Annotated in this window: 22 protein-coding genes; 10 read left to right on the top strand and 12 right to left on the bottom strand. The window is 65.4% G+C overall.

Annotated features, from left to right (window positions below; all coding sequences use genetic code 11):
* Positions 1–42: 42 nt before the first annotated feature.
* The 6 genes from JQ580_RS25920 to JQ580_RS25945 all read right to left on the bottom strand — a co-directional run bounded on the left by JQ580_RS25920 (position 43) and on the right by JQ580_RS25945 (position 4,430).
* Positions 43–345 (bottom strand): copper-binding protein, encoded by a 303-nt coding sequence (locus JQ580_RS25920; RefSeq protein WP_094895184.1) that lies wholly within the window; start codon positions 343–345, stop codon positions 43–45.
* 16 nt (positions 346–361) lie between these two features.
* Positions 362–814 (bottom strand): cupredoxin domain-containing protein, encoded by a 453-nt coding sequence (locus JQ580_RS25925; protein ID WP_249134437.1) that lies wholly within the window; start codon positions 812–814, stop codon positions 362–364.
* Between the two features lie 32 nt (positions 815–846).
* Positions 847–2,181: a copper oxidase gene (locus JQ580_RS25930; protein WP_212283031.1), complete on the bottom strand. Its 1,335-nt coding sequence runs from the start codon at positions 2,179–2,181 to the stop codon at positions 847–849.
* Positions 2,182–2,194: 13 nt separating this feature from the next.
* Positions 2,195–3,619, bottom strand: a complete 1,425-nt coding sequence (locus tag JQ580_RS25935) for a TolC family protein (protein WP_212283032.1) — start codon at positions 3,617–3,619, stop codon at positions 2,195–2,197.
* A gap of 9 nt (positions 3,620–3,628) precedes the next feature.
* Positions 3,629–3,913 (bottom strand): hypothetical protein, encoded by a 285-nt coding sequence (locus JQ580_RS25940; RefSeq protein ID WP_212283033.1) that lies wholly within the window; start codon positions 3,911–3,913, stop codon positions 3,629–3,631.
* 73 nt (positions 3,914–3,986) lie between these two features.
* A complete protein-coding gene (locus JQ580_RS25945) occupies positions 3,987–4,430 on the bottom strand; it encodes a hypothetical protein (protein ID WP_212283034.1) in 444 nt (147 codons plus the stop codon).
* Between the two features lie 151 nt (positions 4,431–4,581).
* On the opposite strand from JQ580_RS25945, the gene JQ580_RS25950 reads away from it, so the two are divergent.
* Positions 4,582–5,847 carry an MFS transporter gene (locus tag JQ580_RS25950; protein ID WP_212283035.1) on the top strand — a complete coding sequence of 422 codons (1,266 nt, stop codon included), beginning with the start codon at positions 4,582–4,584 and terminating at the stop codon, positions 5,845–5,847.
* Here JQ580_RS25950 and JQ580_RS25955 read toward each other — a convergent pair.
* Entirely contained in the window at positions 5,844–6,248 is a 405-nt protein-coding gene (locus JQ580_RS25955) for a DUF4864 domain-containing protein (RefSeq protein ID WP_212283036.1), read from the bottom strand. The two genes, JQ580_RS25950 and JQ580_RS25955, sit on opposite strands and share 4 nt — an antisense overlap.
* A gap of 67 nt (positions 6,249–6,315) precedes the next feature.
* Positions 6,316–6,732 carry a cupin domain-containing protein gene (locus JQ580_RS25960; protein WP_212283037.1) on the bottom strand — a complete coding sequence of 139 codons (417 nt, stop codon included), beginning with the start codon at positions 6,730–6,732 and terminating at the stop codon, positions 6,316–6,318.
* A 108-nt stretch (positions 6,733–6,840) separates the two neighbouring features.
* On the opposite strand from JQ580_RS25960, the gene JQ580_RS25965 reads away from it, so the two are divergent.
* Positions 6,841–7,731 (top strand): LysR family transcriptional regulator, encoded by an 891-nt coding sequence (locus JQ580_RS25965; RefSeq protein WP_212283038.1) that lies wholly within the window; start codon positions 6,841–6,843, stop codon positions 7,729–7,731.
* 2 nt (positions 7,732–7,733) lie between these two features.
* Here JQ580_RS25965 and JQ580_RS25970 read toward each other — a convergent pair whose 3' ends face one another.
* Complete coding sequence (locus tag JQ580_RS25970) at positions 7,734–8,375, bottom strand: TetR/AcrR family transcriptional regulator (RefSeq protein ID WP_212283235.1); 642 nt, start codon at positions 8,373–8,375, stop codon at positions 7,734–7,736.
* Positions 8,376–8,624: 249 nt separating this feature from the next.
* Here JQ580_RS25970 and JQ580_RS25975 point away from each other — a divergent pair, with 249 nt between their 5' ends.
* The 3 genes from JQ580_RS25975 to JQ580_RS25985 are packed head-to-tail and all read left to right on the top strand — an operon-like array spanning position 8,625 to position 12,428.
* Positions 8,625–9,122 (top strand): (2Fe-2S)-binding protein, encoded by a 498-nt coding sequence (locus JQ580_RS25975; RefSeq protein WP_212283039.1) that lies wholly within the window; start codon positions 8,625–8,627, stop codon positions 9,120–9,122.
* Entirely contained in the window at positions 9,119–10,174 is a 1,056-nt protein-coding gene (locus tag JQ580_RS25980; RefSeq protein WP_212283040.1) for an FAD binding domain-containing protein, read from the top strand. Before JQ580_RS25975 ends, JQ580_RS25980 begins: the two co-directional genes overlap by 4 nt.
* Positions 10,167–12,428: a xanthine dehydrogenase family protein molybdopterin-binding subunit gene (locus JQ580_RS25985; RefSeq protein ID WP_212283041.1), complete on the top strand. Its 2,262-nt coding sequence runs from the start codon at positions 10,167–10,169 to the stop codon at positions 12,426–12,428. Before JQ580_RS25980 ends, JQ580_RS25985 begins: the two co-directional genes overlap by 8 nt.
* Positions 12,429–12,470: 42 nt before the next feature.
* Here JQ580_RS25985 and JQ580_RS25990 read toward each other — a convergent pair whose 3' ends face one another.
* The gene (locus JQ580_RS25990) at positions 12,471–12,623 is read right to left on the bottom strand and encodes a hypothetical protein (protein WP_199581104.1); all 153 of its coding nucleotides are present in this window, start codon (positions 12,621–12,623) and stop codon (positions 12,471–12,473) included.
* Positions 12,624–12,814: 191 nt separating this feature from the next.
* Entirely contained in the window at positions 12,815–13,363 is a 549-nt protein-coding gene (locus JQ580_RS25995) for a cupin domain-containing protein (protein ID WP_212283042.1), read from the bottom strand.
* A gap of 148 nt (positions 13,364–13,511) precedes the next feature.
* On the opposite strand from JQ580_RS25995, the gene aptA reads away from it, so the two are divergent.
* Positions 13,512–14,840, top strand: a complete 1,329-nt coding sequence (aptA, locus tag JQ580_RS26000) for an omega-aminotransferase AptA (RefSeq protein ID WP_212283043.1) — start codon at positions 13,512–13,514, stop codon at positions 14,838–14,840.
* Positions 14,841–14,910: 70 nt separating this feature from the next.
* Positions 14,911–16,176, top strand: a complete 1,266-nt coding sequence (locus tag JQ580_RS26005) for a D-amino acid dehydrogenase (protein ID WP_212283044.1) — start codon at positions 14,911–14,913, stop codon at positions 16,174–16,176.
* 154 nt (positions 16,177–16,330) lie between these two features.
* Here the strand turns inward: JQ580_RS26005 and JQ580_RS26010 are convergent, their stop codons facing one another.
* On the bottom strand, positions 16,331–16,975 hold the full coding sequence (locus JQ580_RS26010) for a helix-turn-helix domain-containing protein (RefSeq protein WP_212283045.1): 645 nt from the start codon (positions 16,973–16,975) through the stop codon (positions 16,331–16,333).
* A 167-nt stretch (positions 16,976–17,142) separates the two neighbouring features.
* Between JQ580_RS26010 and JQ580_RS26015 the strand changes: the two genes are divergently transcribed.
* From JQ580_RS26015 to JQ580_RS26025, 3 genes are read left to right on the top strand one after another with little or no spacing between them, the layout of a single operon-like run.
* Entirely contained in the window at positions 17,143–17,901 is a 759-nt protein-coding gene (locus tag JQ580_RS26015) for an ABC transporter substrate-binding protein (protein WP_212283046.1), read from the top strand.
* Positions 17,902–17,928: 27 nt separating this feature from the next.
* Positions 17,929–18,582, top strand: a complete 654-nt coding sequence (locus JQ580_RS26020; RefSeq protein ID WP_106951421.1) for an amino acid ABC transporter permease — start codon at positions 17,929–17,931, stop codon at positions 18,580–18,582.
* Positions 18,579–19,310, top strand: coding sequence for an amino acid ABC transporter ATP-binding protein (locus tag JQ580_RS26025; protein WP_212283047.1), 732 nt, complete (start codon positions 18,579–18,581; stop codon positions 19,308–19,310). The genes JQ580_RS26020 and JQ580_RS26025 overlap by 4 nt, the downstream gene beginning before the upstream one ends.
* Positions 19,311–19,322: the final 12 nt, after the last annotated feature.

Below are 19,322 nucleotides of genomic sequence, written 5' to 3' on the forward strand. Positions count from 1 at the left end.
GTGGATATACCTGGGCCAAACCGGCGATGAAGGGCCCCCTAACTATTTCGCCTTGTCGATCCTGGTCACCGTGTACCCCGAGGCCGCCTCCTCGGCCTCGAAGGTCACCTTGTCGCCGACTTTCACCTGCTTGAGCATCGCGGGGTCCTTGACGCGGTAGACCATGGTCATGGGGTCTTCCATGCCGAGGCTCTTGGCCGGCCCGTGCTTGAGCGTGATCTTGCCGGCGCTCTCGTCGATCTTTTTGACCTCGCCGCTGATCGAGGCCGCCCCGGCCGCGAGGGCCGCAGTGGCAAGGCCGACAGTCAGCGTCAGCGCTGCGGCAGTGCGAATGATACGGTTCATGGAAATCTCCTTGTCGCTACTTCACGGTGACGTGGCCGACCATGCCGTAGTCGCGATGGTCGGGAATGAGGCAGGAAAATTCGAACGTGCCGGGCTTGCTGAATTTCCAGAGGATCTCGGTCGTCTTGTTCGGGGCGAGCCTGACACCATTGGGATCGTCATGCTCCATGTGCGGATGTTTCTTCATCTCCACCGCGTGCGCGAGATTCTCTTTGGTGGTGGCGAGCAGGAATTCATGGTCCTCCTTGCCGACATTGCGGAGCACGAAGCGGATCTGCTCGCCGCGTTTGACCTCGATGCGGGCGGGTGTGTAGTCCATCTCGTTCATCAGGATCTCGATGGTGCGCGCGGGCTTGGTGGGGTCGCCGGGCTCGCCGGCTGAAAAATTCGCATGCGCGTGCTTGTCGTGCGCAAAGGCCGGCGCGAGCGAAAGCGCGGCCAGCGCGAGGCCGAGCCTGATGGTTGTCATCGTCATCTCCAGTTGGGGTCTCATCGAAACGCTCACATCTTCATCTTGTGCGTCGGCTTGCCCGGTTGTTGCCGCGCCGGCTCGGAGGCCGGTGCGGCGACCTCGTAGGCAACGGTGCCTTTCGGGAATTGATAGGGGCCGGGATCGCGATAGTCGTCGCGCGCGAGGTCCTCGCGGATCTTCATCACCGTGAACATGCCGCCCATCTCGATCGGGCCGAACTGGCCGGTGCCGGTCATCATCGGCAGGGTGTTATCGGGCGCGGGCATCTCCATGTTGCCCATCGCCATGCCGGTCGAGCCCATCGCCATCGCGTCCGGCGCGAGCTTGCCGACGGCCTTGGCGAGGTCCTTGCGCGACACGCCGATCAGGTTGCGTACCGCGTGCCCCATCGCATTCATGGTGTGATGGGATTTGTGGCAGTGGAACGCCCAGTCGCCGGGATTGTCGGCGAGCACGTCGAAGACGCGCACCGCGCCCACGGGCACGTCGGTCGTCGTCTCCGGATATTGCGCACTCTCCGGGATCCAGCCGCCGTCGGTGCAGGTCACCGCGAAGCTGTGGCCATGCAGATGGATCGGATGGTTTGTCATGCTGAGATTGCCGATGCGCACGCGCACTCTGTCGCCGAGGCGCACCGGCAAAGGATCGATGCCCGGAAACACCCGCGCATTCCAGGTCCACATGTTGAAATCGGTCATCTCGTTGACTTGCGGCAGATAGGTGCCGGGATCGACGCGGTAGGTGCTCATCACGAAGACGAAGTCACGGTCGACCGGCCGGAAGCTCGGATCGCGCGGATGCACGACGACCATGCCCATCATGCCCATCGCCATCTGCACCATCTCGTCGGAATGCGGGTGGTACATGAAGGTGCCGCTCTTCCGCATCTCGAATTCGTAGACGAAGGTCTTGCCGGGCTGGATGTGCGGCTGCGTCAGCCCTCCGACACCGTCCATGCCGCTCGGGATGATCATGCCGTGCCAGTGCACGGTGGTGTATTCGGGCAGCTTGTTGGTGACGAAGATTCGAACGTTGTCGCCCTCGACCGCCTCGATCGTCGGACCCGGCGACTGGCCGTTATAGCCCCACAGATTGACCTTCATGCCCTCGGCGAACTCGCGCACCACGGGCTCGGCGACGAGATGGAATTCCTTCCAGTCGCCGTTCATGCGGAACGGCAGCGACCAGCCGTTCAGGGTGACCACGGGGCGATAGTCGGGCCCGCTGATAGGATGCAGCGGCGGCTGCATCACCACCTTGTCCATATGCGCCGCTTCCGGGATCGAGGCCGCCTGCACGCGGCCCTGGACTGCGGATGCGCCGACGAGCGCGGCGGTGCCTAAAAATCCCCTGCGGGAAAACATGCCGGTCTCCATCTCAATGACCGCCATCGGCAGGCGCTGCCGCGGCGATCGTGGTTGAACTGTCTCCGCCCGGGGTGGGCGCGGCGCCGCCGTTGACGGCGGTCTGCAGGTCGGACTGGGCGAGGAAGAATCGTTGCCGAGCGTCGATCGCGCCGCGCAGCGAGGCCAGACGCTGTCGTGCTTCGGTGAGCAGCGCAAAGATATCGACCTGCATGCTGGAGAAGCGGAGCTGCATCTCCTCGGTGATGATCTTGCGCAAGGGGATGATCTCGCGCTGATAGTGGCTGGCGATGTCGTAGGCCGAGCGATAGACACGATAAGCGTCACGCGCTTCCGAGCGCACGTTCACGGCTCGCTCGGTCAAGCGGTTGAAGGCGAGATTGTAGGTCTCGGCGGCCTGCCGCACCCGTACCTCGCCGCCGTCGAAGATCGGGATCTGGAACTGGACGTCGAAGCCATGCTCGTGGAACGGCGCGCCTTCGGGATCCCTGGTGCGCCGGGAGATGCCGGCGAGATCGAGCAGCGTCACGAAGCGCGTTGCCTCGGTGAGGTTCAGCGCTTTCGCCAGCGCATTCAGCTCCAGCCGCGCGATCTGCAGGTCGATGCGGTGGGCCACCGCATCGACCTCGATCGAGGGCAGGGCCTGCGGCCGGCGCGGCAGCGGCGGCAATTGATTGGGCAGGCGGAAGTCGAGACCGCCGTCCCACAGTCCCATCAGGCGTGCGAGCCGTTCGCGCGCACTCGCTGCCATCTGCCTTGCGGTGGCGAGGTCGGCGGTGGTCTCGGCGTAGAACACCTGCTCGCGGGCCTGGTCGAGCTTGTTAAGCGAGCCGGTCTCGCCGAGCTTGACGGCGAGCTGTGCGGTCGATTCCGCCGTTGCCTTCGCATCCGTCAGCAGCCCCACCATCTCGTTGCCGGCGACAGCGCGCCAGTAGGCGCGGCGGACGTCGGCGGCGAGCCGCAGCGTCGCCAGCGCCGCGCGTAGCTGGGCCTGGTGAAAACGCTCGCGGGCAATGTCGGAACGGAACGGCAGGGTGGCGAGCGCAAGGATGTCGCCGATCACCTGACGCTCGATCTCGCTGGCGCCGTTGCCCGCGATCCGCGAGATCGAGAACACCGGGTTGGGCGGCAGGCTCTGCTCGACCAGATCTGTCTCGGCCAGCGCCAGCTCGTTATAGGCGGCCTGCAATCCCTTGTTGTTGAGCAGCGAGATCTGCACGGCGGCCTCTACGCCCAACGTGCGCGAGAGCAGGTGGCGCACACGTTCGTCGACGGCGCCCGCCCCATCGGCTGTTCGCACGAAGGCCACGTCCTTGTTGATGCTCTGGCTCGTCAGTTCGGAGACTGTGCTCATGCCGCTGTCGGGCGAAAACGCGGCGCAGCCGGAGACGCTGAGCGCTGTGAGGACGAGGAGACCTCGCGCAAAATGGTGTGCCATGGCGCGCTCCTACCGGTCTTGCTTCGGCTGCGGCGTGACGGCGTCGTTGCGGTCGCGCCATGGCGCGGGCGCTGCGGGCCGCAGGCTGGTGTAGGGCGCGATGGTCGACCGATGGCCGACAGGGGCGACCTTTGCCGAGGGATCAGCGGGATCGGCGCCGGCGACTTGCGTCGTTGCCGGCATGCAGCCAGCGAGCCCCAGCGCAATCAGGGCCAGCAGAAGCCAATCAAATCGAAAATGTCGTCCACCCACCGCGGATGCGGCGGCGGACTTCGCCCCGGAAAGCGCAAGCATGAATCATCCCTGATCTGGACACCACAGGTTCGCGCGCGCAAAAGCGCGCTCGGCCCGAAATCGTCGTGTCAGATCAGGCGATGGGGGGACGGTAATGCAGGGGCGGCGCCGTGCTGTGCAGGCTGGCTACGATGTCTGGTGCACAGGCGGAGACGGGCGCGGCCGGCTTGGCGACGGTGGGAAGATCCGCCGGCAGCGCGCTCACGCACATCATTGCGCAGCACGGCCCGGCTGTCCCCTTATCGCCATGACGATGCGGAGCGGGCGCGTCCTGCGCGGCGGCGTGGTGATGCGCGTGTGCCTCCGCATGATCGTGCGAGACGCCGCCGTGCAGATGTACGCCCGGCATCTGGTGAAGGGCCGGCACGAGGTCGGCCAGTGAGGCCTCATTGAGACACGGTGCGGGTCCGCTGCCCCAGGCCAGTGCGGCCGCCGGGGCGAGCACGCAGAACAGATAGGCGAGGGCAATGATCCGCCCCACCTTGATCCGCATCGCTCGTGTCAGTTGCAGCAACATTCCGCCAGCATGTCTTCCGCGCGGCAAAGCTGCACACGCGGACTGCAAACTAATGGCAAATCGTGCATTCGCCAAGCTGCTTCTTACCGCAGCGCACCGCGCATGCCCAATATCGCGCCACGATGCTTGACCCCCTGAGCATCCGCGGGCCATGGTCCGGCCCGTGCACGCGCCAAATCACTCAGAACAAACCCCTGAAACATTCAGCCCTGATTCCCGTCAGGCCTGGACACGCCTCGTGCTTGCGCTGCTGATCGGCTCGATCGGCGGTGTCGGCATGTGGGCGATCGTCGTGATGATTCCCGCGGTGCAGACCGAATTCTCCGCCACCCGCGGCGCGGTCTCGCTGGCCTTCACCCTGATGATGTTCGGCTTCGGGCTCGGCGGCGTGATCGCCGGCAAGATCACCGACCGATTCGGCATCGTGCCGGCGATGGCGATCAGCATCGCCTTCCTCGGCGTCGCGAATGTGTTCGCGGGGCTGTCGACCCAGCTCTGGCAGTTCGTTGCGGCATATTTCCTGATCGGGCTCGGGACGTCCGCCACCTTCGCGCCGCTGATGGCGGAGGCCTCGCACTGGTTCGAGCGCTATCGCGGCCTCGCCGTGACCATCGTCGCGAGCGGCAATTATTTCGCCGGCACGATGTGGCCTCCGATCGTGAACTGGGGCATGCAGGAGGTCGGCTGGCGCCACACCCATATCGGCATCGGAATTGTCTGCGTCGTCCTGATGACGATCCTGGTGCTGGTGCTGCGCGCGCAGATGGGCCACGACAAGGTCCACGACCACGCCAATGCGCCGCCGCCGCGCGTCGATCTCAAGCTCTCGACCAACACGCTGACGGTGCTGCTCTCGATCGCCGCCATTTCCTGCTGCGTCGCCATGGCGATGCCGCAGGTGCATATCGTCGCCTATTGCGGCGATCTCGGCTATGGCGTGGCGCGCGGTGCCGAGATGCTGTCGCTGATGATGGCCTGCGGCATCGTCAGCCGCATCGGCTCGGGCTTCCTCGCCGACAAGATCGGCGGCATCCGCACGCTGCTGATCGGGGCGCTGGCGCAGGGCTTCGCGCTCGTGTTCTATCTGTTCTTCGACAGCCTCGCCTCGCTCTATCTCATCTCCGCGATGTTCGGCCTGTTCCAGGGCGGAATCGTGCCGAGCTACGCCATCATCGTGCGTGAGGCCATGCCGGCGCGGGAAGCCGCAACACGCGTCGGCATCGTGATCTTCGCCTCCGTGTTCGGCATGTCGTTCGGCGGCTGGGTGTCCGGTGTCATCTTCGACGCCACCGGCTCGTATGCCGCAGCGTTCGCGAACGGCGTGGCGTGGAATGCCGTCAACATCAGCATCGTCGTGACGCTGCTGATCCGCTCGCGGATGAGTGCGGCGAAGGCCGGGCCGGGCTTTGCGACCTAAACCGCCTGTCCCGCCTTCAGCAGCGTGCAGCCGGTGATCTTGTAACTGCCGTCCGGCTGCTGCTCGAGCGTGTACAGCGCTTCCCAGGCTTCACCGTTGGCGTCGATGATGTGAACGCGCTGCGCAATCCGGCCGCCCTCGATCTTGCTCTCGCCGAACTCGAAACTCTTGTGACGGTAGACCGGCGCGTAACCGCTCTGCACCATGGACATGAAGATGTCGGGTGCGGGGAAGATTTCCCTGATCGCCGGAGCGGCATGGGAATAGGCGGCGCTTGCATCGTCACGGACGAAGGCCTGCTCCTGGGCGCGGATGACGCCCTGTGCCGCCGCAACATCGTCGGCCGCGCGGGCGGAGACGCTACCCAGCAGCGCAAATATCAGGACAAAGAGCACACGCATGGCAAAACCTCGCTTGGTCGTCCCGGTCCAGCAAGGATATCGCCATGCGGATGTTCGGGCAAACGGCCTAGTGTGACAGCGGGTCGAGGAAGGGCGTGTCGACCGCGCTGACATAGAAAATCACGACCCTGGTCTCCCCGGTTGTCCGATTGTAGCCGGTCATCGCCACGTTCGGCGGTTCCACCAATGCCTCGCCGGCCTTGACCGTCAGCGGCGGCTTGCCCTCGAGTTCGAGTGTGAAGGCGCCTTCCAGCACGTAGACGGTCACCGGAAAGCGGTGGGTATGATAGACCGTCTTGTCGCCCGGCTTGAACGACGCGGTCATCACCCGGACGAACTGCTTCTCGTCCTTCGGCAAGCCTTCAACCGCTTGTTGAAGCACCAGATTCGGTTTGGCGATACCCTGTGTCCCATGGTCCTGCGCGGTGGCTGCGGCCGACCATCCCAGAACGATGACGGCGCCGAGAGTGAAGTGAGGGCGCATTCAAAATCTCCATCGAAACGTTGCTGAAGGCATCAGCCTAGGTGCCGTCGTTCAGGCCCGGCAGCCGCAACATTGCGGCCGGCAGCCGCAGAAGTGCATAATCGCTGCATGTTCGACTGGAACGACCTCAAATATTTCCTGGCGGTCGCGCGGCACGGCAGCACCATTGCCGCCGGCAAGGCGCTCGGCCTCAGCCAGTCGACCGTGCACCGGCGGCTCGACGAGCTGGAGCGGAAGCTCGGCCGCGCGCTGGTGACGCGTCAGCCGAGCGGCTACCGCCTCACGGAGTTCGGTCACATCATGCTGCCCTATGCCGAGCGGGTCGAAGCCACCATCGACGACTTCAGCCGTCGGACGGCTGACGCGGAGCAAGACATGAAGGGCGTGATCCGCGTCACCTGTCCCGAGCCGGTTGTCGCCCGGCTCATCCAATCCGGGCTCATCGGCGACTTTCACGCGCTGCATCCCGCGTTGCGGGTCGAATTCGTCATGAGCGACGGCTATCTCGACCTGTCGAAGGGCGAGGTCGACATCGCTTTTCGCTCGGGCGATACCGACGACGAGCTGGTCGGGCGCAAGATCGCCGAGTCGATCTGGGCGGTTTACGCCAGTCGCGACTATCTTGACCGGCACGGTAGCCCGGATCGTGTCGAGGATCTCACGCTTCATTTGCTGGTCGGGCTGGATGAATCCCTTGCCAAGCATCGCGCGGTCAAATGGCTGAAGGAGGTCGCGCCCGATGCCCAGATGGCTGCGCGCGTCAACAGCGTGCTGGGCCTCGTTTCCGCGATCAAGTCCGGCGTAGGCATCGGTCCGCTTCCCGTCGCGCTCGGCGACGCCGAAGCCGATCTCGTGCGCGTCCTTGGTCCGATTCCGGAATTGACGCGAAGCTGGCGCATCCTGACGCATCCCGATCTCAGGCGGGTGCCGCGGATCGCCGCTTTCTTCGACTTCATCGTGGATCACCGCGAGGCGCTGAGGCCGATCCTGACAGGGTGACGCTATCGCTTCGGCTTTGCAGCCGGTTTGGCGGGCTTGCCGGTAGAGCGTACCCTGGCTTTCATGACGGGCTGCATCCGCAATCCGTCGACGAACACGTCGAGCATGCGCAGCACCGAGGATTGCCAGCCGGGCTGGTCGTGCATGTAGCACATGCCGACGAGCGCTCTCAGCAAGTCCTCCGGACTGATGTCGCCGCGCATCTGACCGGCCGCGACGGCGCGGTCGAGCAGGGAGCCGATCGCCTTGGTCAGCCGGTCCATCGAGTAGGCCGCGAGTTCCGACGAACTCTGGAACGTCAGCGCCAGCGCCGCCGACATGCCTTTTTTCGTGGCAACGAATTCGACATTGGAGCGCAGCCAGCGCCGCAGCGCGTCGACCGGATCCCTGGCGTTCTTCAGTTGTTCGGCAAGCTCGCTGAGCTGCTCGACCTCGCGCCGGTACACCGCCTCGAACAGATCTTCGCGTGTCGGAAAATGCCGATAGAGCGTGCCGATGCCGACGCCGGCGCGTTTTGCCACCGCCTCCAGGCTCGCCTCCGGACCGCCGGCGCTGAACACGACTTTGGCCGCTTCGAGCACGCGCTCGCGATTGCGCACGGCATCGGCGCGGGGCTTGCGGGTATGGTCGGCGTGATCGTCCATGCCGCCAATGTAGATCACGAATTGGTTAGATTGAACCCTTGATGAACCCGGTCCCAGTGCATCGCGTTGGTGGCACAGGGGCTTTCGACCAATTCCAAATATTTCTCTGCAGCCCTTGTTAAGCGGAGGGAGCCTCCGTATCTTCACCTCGATGTTGGCCGGCGTCTGCCCGGCCAGCGCCTATCGACGGCGGCCACGGCGGTGGCGCGCTGCGCGATGACTCATGTCCAAATCTGATCGGAGCCTTGTATGAACCACTCCATCAGCCTCACCGTGAACGGTGCGCGGCGCGATTTCGTCCTCGACGATCCACGCGTCACGTTGCTCGATCTCCTGCGTGAGCGCCTTCATCTGACCGGAACCAAGAAGGGGTGCGATCGCGGGCAGTGCGGCGCCTGCACCGTTCTGGTCGACGGCAAGCGCATCAATTCCTGTCTCGCGCTCGCGATCAGCCATGATGGCGCCGATATCCTCACCATCGAGGGCCTCGCGCGCGGCGACCAGCTTCATCCGGTGCAGGCCGCCTTCATCGCCCATGACGGATTTCAGTGTGGCTTCTGCACGCCCGGCCAGATCATGAGCGCGATAGGCATGATGCAGGAGGCGCAGGCTGGCAATGATCCCGAGCGCATCCGCGAATGCATGAGCGGCAACCTGTGCCGCTGCGGCGCCTATGCCGGCATCGTCGATGCCGTGCTCGAGGCGCAAGGCCAGATGGACGAAACCAACCAGAGGCGCTCGGCATGAAACAGTTCGATTATGTCAGGCCCGCCAGCGTCGCTGAAGCGGTTGCTGCCGCGGCCCAGCCGGGCGCGGTCTACCTCGCCGCCGGAACCAATCTGCTCGATCTGATGAAGGGCGACGTCACCCGTCCGGATCGCTTGGTCGACATCACCCATCTCGACGGGCTCGATGGCATCGAGCACCTCGCCGACGGGTCGGTGCGCATCGGGGCGCTCGTCAGCAATGCCGATCTTGCGCATGATGCGGACTTCGCAAGGTCCTTCCCCGCCGTCGCCGAAGCGCTTCTCTCCGGGGCATCCGCGCAATTGCGCAATGCGGCGACGGTTGGCGGCAATCTGCTGCAACGGACGCGCTGTGCGTATTTCTACGACACTGCCAGCCGCTGCAACAAGCGCGAGGCCGGCAGCGGCTGCGATGCCCGCGGCGGCGAGAACCGCACCCACGCCGTGCTCGGCTGGAGCGAAAGCTGTATCGCCACCCATCCCTCCGATTTCTGCGTACCGCTGGTCGCGCTCGATGCCGTCGTCGAGATCGAAGGCCGGGGTGGCCGACGCGAGATCGCGCTCGAGGAGCTGCACCGCCTGCCCGGCGATGCGCCCCAGCGCGAGTCCGCGCTCGAGCCCGGCGACCTCATCGTTGCGGTACGCCTGCCGAAGGCGGCGCGCGAATTTGCCTCGCATGCGCGCTACCTCAAGGTTCGCGAGCGTACCTCCTACGCCTTCGCGATGGTATCGGCTGCAGCCGCGTTGCGAATCGAGAACGGCAAGATCGCGGAAGCACGGCTTGCGCTTGGCGGCGTCGCCGCAAAGCCCTGGCGTGCCCGCGCTGCAGAGGACGTGCTCAAAGGCGTTGCGCCCACGGCCGATGCTTTCCAGGAGGCCGCCTGGCGCGCGCTCACCGACGCAAAGCCGTCCGGCGACAACGCCTTCAAGATCGAACTCGCACGCCGCATCGTGGTGCGCGCGCTGACCCTCGCTGCCGCCGGGACGCCCGCGCGCCTGCCCGCACTGCCGGCCTCTCCCTTTGCCTCGACATCAGGAGCCATCCATGCCTGAGCTCAACCTGACCAGCGCGCCCGCCCATCTCAGGCACGGCTCGAACATCGGCCAGCCGCTGACCCGCCGTGACGGCGTCCTCAAGGTCACGGGACAGGCGACCTATGCCGCCGACAACCATCCGCCCGGCATGCTGTTTGCGGTGATCGCCGTGGCCGGCATCGCGCATGGCCGCGTGACCTCGCTCGATGTCGCCGCCGCAAAACGCCATCCCGGCGTCGTCGATGTCATGACGCCAGACCACAAGCCGCAGCTTGCGATCGACCCGGAGATCAAGACCAATCCGTTCGTGTTCCGGATGGAGGTGCTGCAGAGCAACGAGGTGCGCTACGCCAATCAGCCGATCGCGGTCGTGATCGCCGAGACGCTGGAAGCTGCGACGGAAGGCGCCGTGCTGCTGGCGCCGCGTTATGAGACGCTGCCTGCGCTGGTCGGGCTCGATGCCGGCGAGAGCTTCGTGCCGCCGGTCGTCGGCGTCGGCAACCCCACGGAAAATCACCGCGGCGATATCGAGGCGGGCCTTGCCTCGGCCCAAAAGCAAATCGACGCGACCTACGAGACGCCGCCGCAATATCACAACGCCATGGAACCGCATGCGATCGTGGCTCACTGGGACGGCGACAATCTGCAGATCGACATGCCGACTCAGGGTCTGGCGCTGTCGCTGGCGCGCGTCGCCGAGCTGTTCGGCATTGCCCACGACAAGATCCACATCCGCAGCCCCTTCCTTGGCGGCGGCTTCGGCTCCAAGGGATTGATGGCGGGACCGCCGGTACTCGGCGTCATGGCGGCCAAGCTGGTCGGCAAGCCGGTCAAGCTGGTGCTGCGCCGTGAGCAGATGTATGGCCCGGTCGGCCATCGCGCGCCGACGCGCCAACGCCTGCGCCTCGGCGCCGACGGAGAGGGGCGTCTGACCGCGCTCGATCACCACGCGCGGACGGTGTCGAGCACGTTCGACGATTTTTACGAACCCGCGGCCGATGTTTCGCACACGCTGTACGCCGCACCCGCCATCCGCACCTCGCATGACGCCGTGCGGGTCAACACGGGAACGCCTCTGTTCATGCGCGCGCCCGGCGAGGCGACCGGCTCGATCGCGCTGGAGAGCGCAATCGACGAGATGGCGTGGGCTTGCGGCATGGATCCGCTCGCCTTCCGCCTGAAGAACTATGCCGAGGTCGAGCCGGTCAGCGGCAAGCCGTTCTCGTCAAAGGCGCTGCGGGCCTGTTACGACCAAGGCGCGGCGCGCTTCGGCTGGGCGAAGCGTCCGCTGCAGCCGCGACAGATGCGCGACGATGCTGGCCTGCTGGTCGGCTGGGGCATGGGCACGGCGACCTTTCCGGCCTTGATGTTCCAGGCCGAAGCGCGCGCGGCGATCCGCCGCGACGGCTCGGGCGTGATGGAGATCGGTGCACACGACATGGGGCAGGGCGCCTGGACGGCGCTGGCGCAGATCGCCGCCGACGCCGTCGGCCTCGATATCGACCGCGTCGCGTTCAAGGCCGGCACGTCCGACCTGCCTGATGCCGGCATTGCCGGCGGCTCAGCGCACACGGCAACGGCGGGGGCGGCGATCCACAGCGCCGGCGCTGCCGTGATCGCCAAGCTCGCCGATCTCGCCACCGGCGACGAGCGCTCGCCGCTGTTCGGCGCCGGCAATACCGGGGTGATCGCGCGCGAAGGACGGTTGATCCGCCGCGACGACGAGAGCCGCGGGGAGAGCTATTCCGAGATCCTTGCCCGCGCCGGCATCGCCGAGGTCGAGGCGCGCGGCACCGGCGCGCCGAACCCGGCGACGATGGAGGAATATGCGATGCATGCCCATGGCGCGGTGTTCGCGGAGGTGAAGGTCGATCCCGAGCTCGGCCAGGTCCGTGTCAGCCGCATGGTCGGGGCCTTCGCCGCTGGACGGATCGTCAACCCGCGTATGGTGCAGAGCCAGCTGTTCGGCGGCATGATCTGGGGTCTGTCCTTTGCGCTGCACGAGGAGGCCGTCACCGACAAGCGCAGCGGGCGGATCATGAACGCCAATCTCGGCGAGTACCATGTCCCCGTGAATGCCGACGTGCCGCCGCTCGATGTCATCACCGTCGAGGAGCATGACCCGCACGTCAACGCGCTCGGCATCAAGGGCGTCGGCGAGATCGGCATCACCGGCAGTGCCGGCGCGGTCGCCAACGCAGTCTGGCATGCGACCGGCGTGCGGGTGCGCAAATTCCCGATCCGGATCGAGGCGTTGCTGACGCAGCGTTGAGGCGGCGGGCGGGGCGAGGCCTACTCGCGCCGCAGCGGCCGATCAATTCATCATCCTGCGGAGAGTCTTGATCTGCTCTCTCTGCGCCTCGATGTACTTCGCGATGGCCTTGCGCAGTTCGCGCGAATTCAGCTTGTCGGTGTCGCGCTGGACTTCGTCGAGCGCGGCTTCCGCATTGGCGAGAGTGGTTTTCATGCGCGAGCCCCTGGTACGAAGCGGCCCCGGAGTGCCTAGGAGCCCGGGGCCATAACCGCAGCACCTCTGAGCCAGGCTGCTCGGCTACGGTTCGCAGTATATAGCGGCCCGGCGCGCAGAAATTGAGATGGCTCAACCACCGTAAGATACCGGTGACAGCCCGTAACTTCCCGGATGCGATCGAACGCGCCTCAGAACGTCGGCGGCGTGCAGGCCGAGATCACCTCGCACGGCTTGCCGCCGACACAGCGGAAGCGGTGCGGGCGGCGGCTCTCGAAATAATAGGCGTCGCCGGGATTGAGCACGCGGCGCTCGTCCTCGACGGTGACCTCGAGCTTGCCTGAAATCACGATGCCGCCTTCCTCGCCGTCATGGACGAGGTGGACGCGGCCGGTGTCGCTGCCGGGCTCGTAGCGCTCCTTCAGGATCTGCAGGCTGCGGCCGAACAGATTGTCGCCGATCTGGCGATACGAGATCGGCTTCTTGCCGACTTCGGTCAGCTCCTCGGCGCGGTAGAAGATCTTGCGCCTGGACTCCGGCTCCAGCGCGAAGAACTCGGCGAGCCCCATCGGGATGCCGTCGAGGATGCGCTTGAGCGCGCCGACCGACGGGTTCATCTGGTTGGATTCGATCAGGGAAATCGTCGAATTGGTGACGCCGGCACGTTTGGCGAGCTCGCGCTGCGACAGCTTCTGGCGGGCCCGGATGAATCGCAGCCGTCCACCGATGTCGACGCTCATGCCTCTGGCCCCTGTTGCAGGTGTTGCGGATCGCGCAAATATGGCCCAGCGGCCCCAGTGGAATCAATGGCTTGCAGGTCACTAGAAAAGGACTTGTTGCGCATCTGAAGCCGTGCCTCTGCTGTACGGTCAGCAAAGGAGCGCGGCCGTGACCCTTCATCAGATTCCGAACACTATCAAGACCGACTCGTTCTGGATGCCGTTCACGGCCAACCGGCAGTTCAAGAAGGCGCCGCGGCTGTTCTCGTCGGCCGAGGGCATGCACTACACCACGGTCGACGGCCGCAAGGTGATCGACGGCTCCGCCGGCCTGTGGTGCGTCAATGCCGGCCACGGCCGCAGGCAGATCGCCGCCGCGGTCGAGCGGCAGCTGATGACGCTGGACTTCGCGCCCTCCTTCCAGATGGGCCATCCGCTGGCATTCGACTTCGCCGAGCGGCTCGCCGAGATCGCGCCGAAAGGGCTCGACCGCATCTTCTTCACCAACTCCGGCTCAGAGTCGGTCGACACCGCGCTGAAGATCGCACTCGCCTATCACCGCGCCAACGGCCAGGCGAGCCGCACCCGGCTGATCGGCCGCGAGCGCGGCTATCACGGCGTCGGCTTCGGCGGCACCTCGGTCGGCGGCATGGTCGCCAACCGCCGCGCCTTCACGACCCTGCTGCCGGGCGTCGACCACATCCGACACACCCACGATCTCACGCGCAACGCCTTCGCCAAGGACCAGCCCGAGCATGGCGTCGAGCTTGCCGACGATCTCGAGCGTCTGGTTGGCCTGCACGGCGCCGAGACCATCGCCGCCGTCATCGTCGAGCCGGTGCCGGGCTCGACCGCGGTGCTGCCGCCGCCGAAGGGCTATCTCAACCGACTGCGCGAGATCTGCGACAAGCACGGCATCCTCCTGATCTTCGACGAGGTCATCACCGGCTTCGGCCGCCTCGGCACGCCGTTTGCCGCCAATTTCTTCGGCGTAACGCCCGACCTGATGACCACCGCCAAGGGCATTACCAACGGCACCATTCCCTGCGGCGCGGTGTTCGCGCATCGCAAGGTGCACGACGCCATGATGATCGGCCCGGAAAACGTCATGGAGCTGTTCCACGGCTACACCTATTCGGCGCATCCGACCGCCTGCGCCGCCGGTATCGCGACGCTCGACATCTACAAGGACGAGGGCCTGCTGACGCGCGGTGCCTCGATCGCCGAATATTGGCGCGATGCGCTGCATTCGCTGAAAGGTCTGCCCAACGTCATCGACATCCGCAATTGCGGGCTGATGGGCGCGGTCGAGCTCTCGCCGCGAGACGGCGCGGTTGGTGCGCGTGGTTACGACGTCATGGTCGACTGCTTCAATCGCGGGCTCTACTTCCGCATGAGCGGCGATAGCTTCGCGCTGTCGCCGCCCCTCATCGTCGAGAAGAGCCACATCGACGATATCGTCTCGATCCTGGGCGATGCCATCAAGCGGGTGGCCTGATAATTGCTCTCGCCGTTGCGAGTTGTTTTCTTGCAGCGGCGAGCGTGATGCCGCGGGAGTTTGACCAAGCGTGAAAGTTCTGATCCTCGGCAGCGGTGTCATCGGTGTCACCTCTGCCTACTACCTCGCGCGTGCAGGCCATGAGGTGACGGTCGTCGACCGCCAGCCCGAGCCGGCACTGGAGACCTCTTTCGCCAATGCCGGCGAAGTCTCGCCCGGCTATTCCTCGCCCTGGGCCGGGCCCGGCGTGCCGGTGAAGGCGGTGAAGTGGCTCCTGATGAAGCACGGCCCGCTGGTGATCCGGCCGAAGCTCGATCCCGTGATGTGGGTCTGGCTGCTCAAGATGCTGCGCAACTGCACCAGCGCGCGCTATGCGGTCAACAAGAGCCGGATGATCCCGATCGCGGAATACAGCCGTGATTCCCTGCGCGACCTGCGCCGCGACATCGGCATCCAGTATGACGAGCGCGCGCAGGGCACGCTGCAGCTGTTCCGCTACCAAGCGCAACTCGACGGCACGGCTGAGGACATCGCCGTGCTCAAGCAATATGGCGTGCCCTACGAGACGTTGAGCCGCGAAGGCTGCATCGCCGTCGAGCCTGCGCTCGCAGGCGTGAAGGATAAATTCGTCGGCGGCCTCCGCCTGCCGCAGGACGAGACCGGCGACTGCCACATGTTCACGCAGGCGCTGGCCAGGCATGCCGAGGCGCTCGGCGTCCGCTTCATGTTCAACACCGGCATCGATCGCATCGTCACCGAGGGCGCGCGCGTCAGCGGCGTCGTGACCAGTGCCGGGATGTTGCAGGCTGACGCTTACGTGCTTGCGCTCGGCAGCTATTCGTCGCGGCTCGCAGCCCCGCTCGGGATTTCGTTGCCGGTCTATCCGGTGAAGGGCTATTCGATCACGGTGCCGATCAAGGACGCCTCCGGCGCGCCGGAATCCACCGTGATGGACGAGAGCTACAAGGTCGCGATCACGCGTCTCGGCGATCGCATCCGCGTCGGCGGCACCGCCGAAATCTCGGGCTTCTCGACCAAGCTCTATGATGCGCGCCGTGCCACGCTGGATCATTCGCTGACCGACCTGTTCCCGCGCGGCGGCGATCTCTCCAAGGCTACGTTCTGGAGCGGCTTGCGTCCGATGACGCCGGATGGCCCGCCCGTGATCGGCCCGACGCCGTACGCCAATCTCCACCTCAATACCGGCCACGGCACGCTCGGCTGGACCATGTCATGCGGCTCGGCGCGCGTGCTCGCCGACATGCTGTCGGGCAAGAAGCCGGACATCGACGTCAGCGCGCTGACGGTCGACCGTTATAATCATCGGTTTGGGTAGACTTTCTCCGCGTCATTGCGAGGAGCCCTTGCGACAAAGCAATCCAGAGTCTTTCCGTCGAGGCAGTCTGGATTGCTTCGCTGCGCTCGCAATGACGATGTGAGAGCGTCGCGGCCTTTCACTTTCGCTGCGCGCGATGAACGATAAGCACGGGTCACCCCGCTCCCGTCACGCAATTCACCCATAGCACCACGGCCTTGGCGTCCTCGGCCGGATTTGAAAACCGGTGCGGCCTTCGGCTGGCAAAGCGAAAGCTGTCGCCGGTCTTCAGCGACCATGTCTCATTGTCCACCGTCAGCATCATCTCGCCGTCGAGCACGAGACCGGCTTCCTCGCCGTCATGGGTGTAGAGCTCGTCGCCGGTGGAGCCGCCGGGCTCCAGATGCACCAGGAACAGATTGAGCTTGTTGTCGGCGCTGGCCGGGCTCAGCAATTGCTTGGATACGCCGGTGCGCCACAGCTTCAGCTCCGGCCGCTGCAGCCCGCGCGTCACCACCTGATCGGAGGCGCCGTCGACGCTCGGGCTTGCGCCGAACAATGCGGCGATGCCGACGCCGAGCACGTCGGCGAGCGTCGCCAGCACGCGCAGCGATGGTGACGACAGGCCGCGCTCGATCTGGCTGAGGAAACCGATCGACAGCTCCGTGCGCGCCGCGACCGTCTCCAGCGAGAATTGCCTCACGCGCCGGAGGTCCCTGATACGGCGGCCGACCGCGACGTCCATTGCAGGCTCCGCCGGCTTGGTGACGGCTCTGGCCTTCGCCCGCTTCGCCGGCCTGGTTGCCGCCGGCTTGCGCATTCTCTTGCCACCGCTCACGTCAGGCCGCTTCCTTCATGTGCATGAAAACCACTTGCGTCGTCCGTGAAAGTGTGACCAAATTTTCATATTGGTGAAAACTAGGCCGAAACGGCTTGACTCGCAACACCCGCGAGCGCCGCCATCGGCCGGACCCAAAGGGGGATGCGATGAAGCGTTTTGGTTTGGCCGCGATGGCGGCACTCGCAATTGCGGCACTGACGCCGGCCTCGGCGCAACAGGTGCTGAAGGTCGGGTCGACGCCGACCGGCATTCCCTTCACCTTCCTCGACACCAAGACCAATAGCATCCAGGGCATCATGGTCGATCTCGTCACGGAGGTGGGCAAGGATGCCGGCTTCAACGTGCAGATCGAGCCGATGCAGTTCTCGGCCCTGATCCCGTCGCTGACCTCGAGCAAGATCGACATCATCGCCGCCGCGATGTTCATCACGGCGCCGCGCAAGGAGGTCGTCGACTTCTCCGATCCGATCTACACCTATGGCGAAGGCCTGGTGGTCCCGAAGGCCGACACCAAGGCCTATGCCACGCAGGACGATCTGAAGGGCGAGACGGTCGGCGCGCAAGTCGGCACCGCCTTCGTCGATGCGCTGAAGAAGTCCGGCCTGTTTGCGGACGTGAAAGCCTATGACACCATTCCCGACATCCTGCGTGACGTGAACACCGGCCGTCTCAAGGCCGGCTACGCCGACTATCCGATCCTCGCCTACAATCTCAAGCAGGGCGGTTTCCCTGAGGTGCGCCTGGTCGACGGCTACAAGCCCGTCACGGTCGGCTCGGTCGGCATCGGCGTGCGCAAGGGCGAGGCCGCCCTGCTCGGCAAGATCAACGCGTCGCTCGCGAAGCTCAAGGCCAACGGCACCATCGACAAGATCCTCGACAAATGGGGCCTGAAGGCTCAGGGCTGACCGATCGCGATCGACGAAGGCTGAACGATGAAAGGCTTCTGGCACGACGCCGTCGAGTTCTTTCCGATCCTGATGAGCGGCGTCGTGCTGACAATCGTCGTCACCATCGGCTCGCTGCTGCTCTCGACGGTGCTCGGACTGCTCTGGGCGATGATGCGGGTCTCCGGCATCAAGGCGCTGTCGCTGCTCAGCGCCAGCCTGATCAACGTGATCCGCGGCATCCCGATCATCGTGCTGCTGTTCTATCTCTACTTCGTGATGCCCGATCTCGGCGTCACGCTGTCGGCGCTGCAGGCCGCGATCCTCGGGCTCGGCATCGCCTATTCGGCTTATCAGGCCGAGAATTTCCGCGCCGGCATCGAGGCGATCGACAAGGGCCAGATCGAGGCGGCGCAGTCGATCGGCATGGGCTGGTGGCTGACCATGCGCCGCGTGGTGCTGCCGCAGGCGGTGCGAATCGTGCTGCCGCCCTATGGCAACGTCATGATCATGATGCTGAAGGATTCGTCGCAGGCCTCGACCATCACGGTCGCCGAGCTCGCGCTTCAGGGCAAGCTGATCGCGTCCTCGACCTTCAAGAACACCAACGTGTTCACGATGGTGGCGCTGATGTATCTCACCATGAGCATCCCGCTGATCCTGCTGGTTCGTCATTTCGAGAAGCGGGCCGGCAAGAAATGATCGAGCTCAACGACGTCCACAAGAGCTTTGGCGCGAACGAGGTGCTCAAGGGCATCACCGCGTCCGTGCAGAAGGGCGAGGTGGTGTGTGTCATCGGCCCGTCCGGCTCGGGCAAGTCGACGATCCTGCGCTGCATCAACGGTCTCGAAAGCTACGACCGCGGCGAGATCAGCATCGAAGGCCTGAAGGTCGATCGCGATGCGCCGTCGATCGTGAAGGTTCGCACCCAGGTCTCGATGGTGTTCCAGCGTTTCAACCTATTTCCGCACCGAACGGCGCTCGAGAACGTCATCGAAGGGCCGCTCTACGTCAAGAAGGAGCCCCGCGCGCAGGCGTTCGAGCGTGGCCGCGCGTTGCTCGCGCAGGTGGGTCTCGCCGAAAAGGCCGACGCGCATCCGCCCCAGCTCTCCGGCGGCCAGCAGCAGCGCGTCGCGATCGCGCGGGCGCTCGCGATGCAGCCCAAGGCGATCCTGTTCGACGAGCCGACCTCGGCGCTCGATCCTGAACTGGTCGGCGAGGTGCTCGGCGTGATGCGCAAGCTCGCCGACGACGGCATGACGATGTTGGTCGTCACCCACGAGATGGGCTTTGCCCGCGACGTTGCCGACCGCGTGTTGTTCATCGACGGCGGAATCATCGTCGAGCAGGGGCCGGCCAAGGCGCTGCTCAACCAACCCCAGCATCCGCGCACGCAGGACTTCCTGCGACGCGTGCTGCATCCGCTCTGACCGGTTTTCGAT

This window comes from Bradyrhizobium sp. SZCCT0148 (assembly GCF_018129985.1).
GTDB classification, from domain to species: Bacteria; Pseudomonadota; Alphaproteobacteria; order Rhizobiales; family Xanthobacteraceae; genus Bradyrhizobium; species Bradyrhizobium japonicum_H.

What these genes read in the sequence shown, in the direction of transcription:
- JQ580_RS25920 (WP_094895184.1), bottom strand. Translation starts at nt 345, where the DNA reads ATGAACCGTATCATTCGCACTGCCGCAGCGCTGACGCTGACTGTCGGC.
- JQ580_RS25925 (WP_249134437.1), bottom strand. Translation starts at nt 814, where the DNA reads ATGACAACCATCAGGCTCGGCCTCGCGCTGGCCGCGCTTTCGCTCGCG.
- JQ580_RS25930 (WP_212283031.1), bottom strand. Translation starts at nt 2,181, where the DNA reads ATGTTTTCCCGCAGGGGATTTTTAGGCACCGCCGCGCTCGTCGGCGCA.
- JQ580_RS25935 (WP_212283032.1), bottom strand. Translation starts at nt 3,619, where the DNA reads ATGGCACACCATTTTGCGCGAGGTCTCCTCGTCCTCACAGCGCTCAGC.
- JQ580_RS25940 (WP_212283033.1), bottom strand. Translation starts at nt 3,913, where the DNA reads ATGCTTGCGCTTTCCGGGGCGAAGTCCGCCGCCGCATCCGCGGTGGGT.
- JQ580_RS25945 (WP_212283034.1), bottom strand. Translation starts at nt 4,430, where the DNA reads ATGTTGCTGCAACTGACACGAGCGATGCGGATCAAGGTGGGGCGGATC.
- JQ580_RS25950 (WP_212283035.1), top strand. Translation starts at nt 4,582, where the DNA reads ATGGTCCGGCCCGTGCACGCGCCAAATCACTCAGAACAAACCCCTGAA.
- JQ580_RS25955 (WP_212283036.1), bottom strand. Translation starts at nt 6,248, where the DNA reads ATGCGTGTGCTCTTTGTCCTGATATTTGCGCTGCTGGGTAGCGTCTCC.
- JQ580_RS25960 (WP_212283037.1), bottom strand. Translation starts at nt 6,732, where the DNA reads ATGCGCCCTCACTTCACTCTCGGCGCCGTCATCGTTCTGGGATGGTCG.
- JQ580_RS25965 (WP_212283038.1), top strand. Translation starts at nt 6,841, where the DNA reads ATGTTCGACTGGAACGACCTCAAATATTTCCTGGCGGTCGCGCGGCAC.
- JQ580_RS25970 (WP_212283235.1), bottom strand. Translation starts at nt 8,375, where the DNA reads ATGGACGATCACGCCGACCATACCCGCAAGCCCCGCGCCGATGCCGTG.
- JQ580_RS25975 (WP_212283039.1), top strand. Translation starts at nt 8,625, where the DNA reads ATGAACCACTCCATCAGCCTCACCGTGAACGGTGCGCGGCGCGATTTC.
- JQ580_RS25980 (WP_212283040.1), top strand. Translation starts at nt 9,119, where the DNA reads ATGAAACAGTTCGATTATGTCAGGCCCGCCAGCGTCGCTGAAGCGGTT.
- JQ580_RS25985 (WP_212283041.1), top strand. Translation starts at nt 10,167, where the DNA reads ATGCCTGAGCTCAACCTGACCAGCGCGCCCGCCCATCTCAGGCACGGC.
- JQ580_RS25990 (WP_199581104.1), bottom strand. Translation starts at nt 12,623, where the DNA reads ATGAAAACCACTCTCGCCAATGCGGAAGCCGCGCTCGACGAAGTCCAG.
- JQ580_RS25995 (WP_212283042.1), bottom strand. Translation starts at nt 13,363, where the DNA reads ATGAGCGTCGACATCGGTGGACGGCTGCGATTCATCCGGGCCCGCCAG.
- JQ580_RS26010 (WP_212283045.1), bottom strand. Translation starts at nt 16,975, where the DNA reads ATGCGCAAGCCGGCGGCAACCAGGCCGGCGAAGCGGGCGAAGGCCAGA.
- JQ580_RS26015 (WP_212283046.1), top strand. Translation starts at nt 17,143, where the DNA reads ATGAAGCGTTTTGGTTTGGCCGCGATGGCGGCACTCGCAATTGCGGCA.
- JQ580_RS26020 (WP_106951421.1), top strand. Translation starts at nt 17,929, where the DNA reads ATGAAAGGCTTCTGGCACGACGCCGTCGAGTTCTTTCCGATCCTGATG.
- JQ580_RS26025 (WP_212283047.1), top strand. Translation starts at nt 18,579, where the DNA reads ATGATCGAGCTCAACGACGTCCACAAGAGCTTTGGCGCGAACGAGGTG.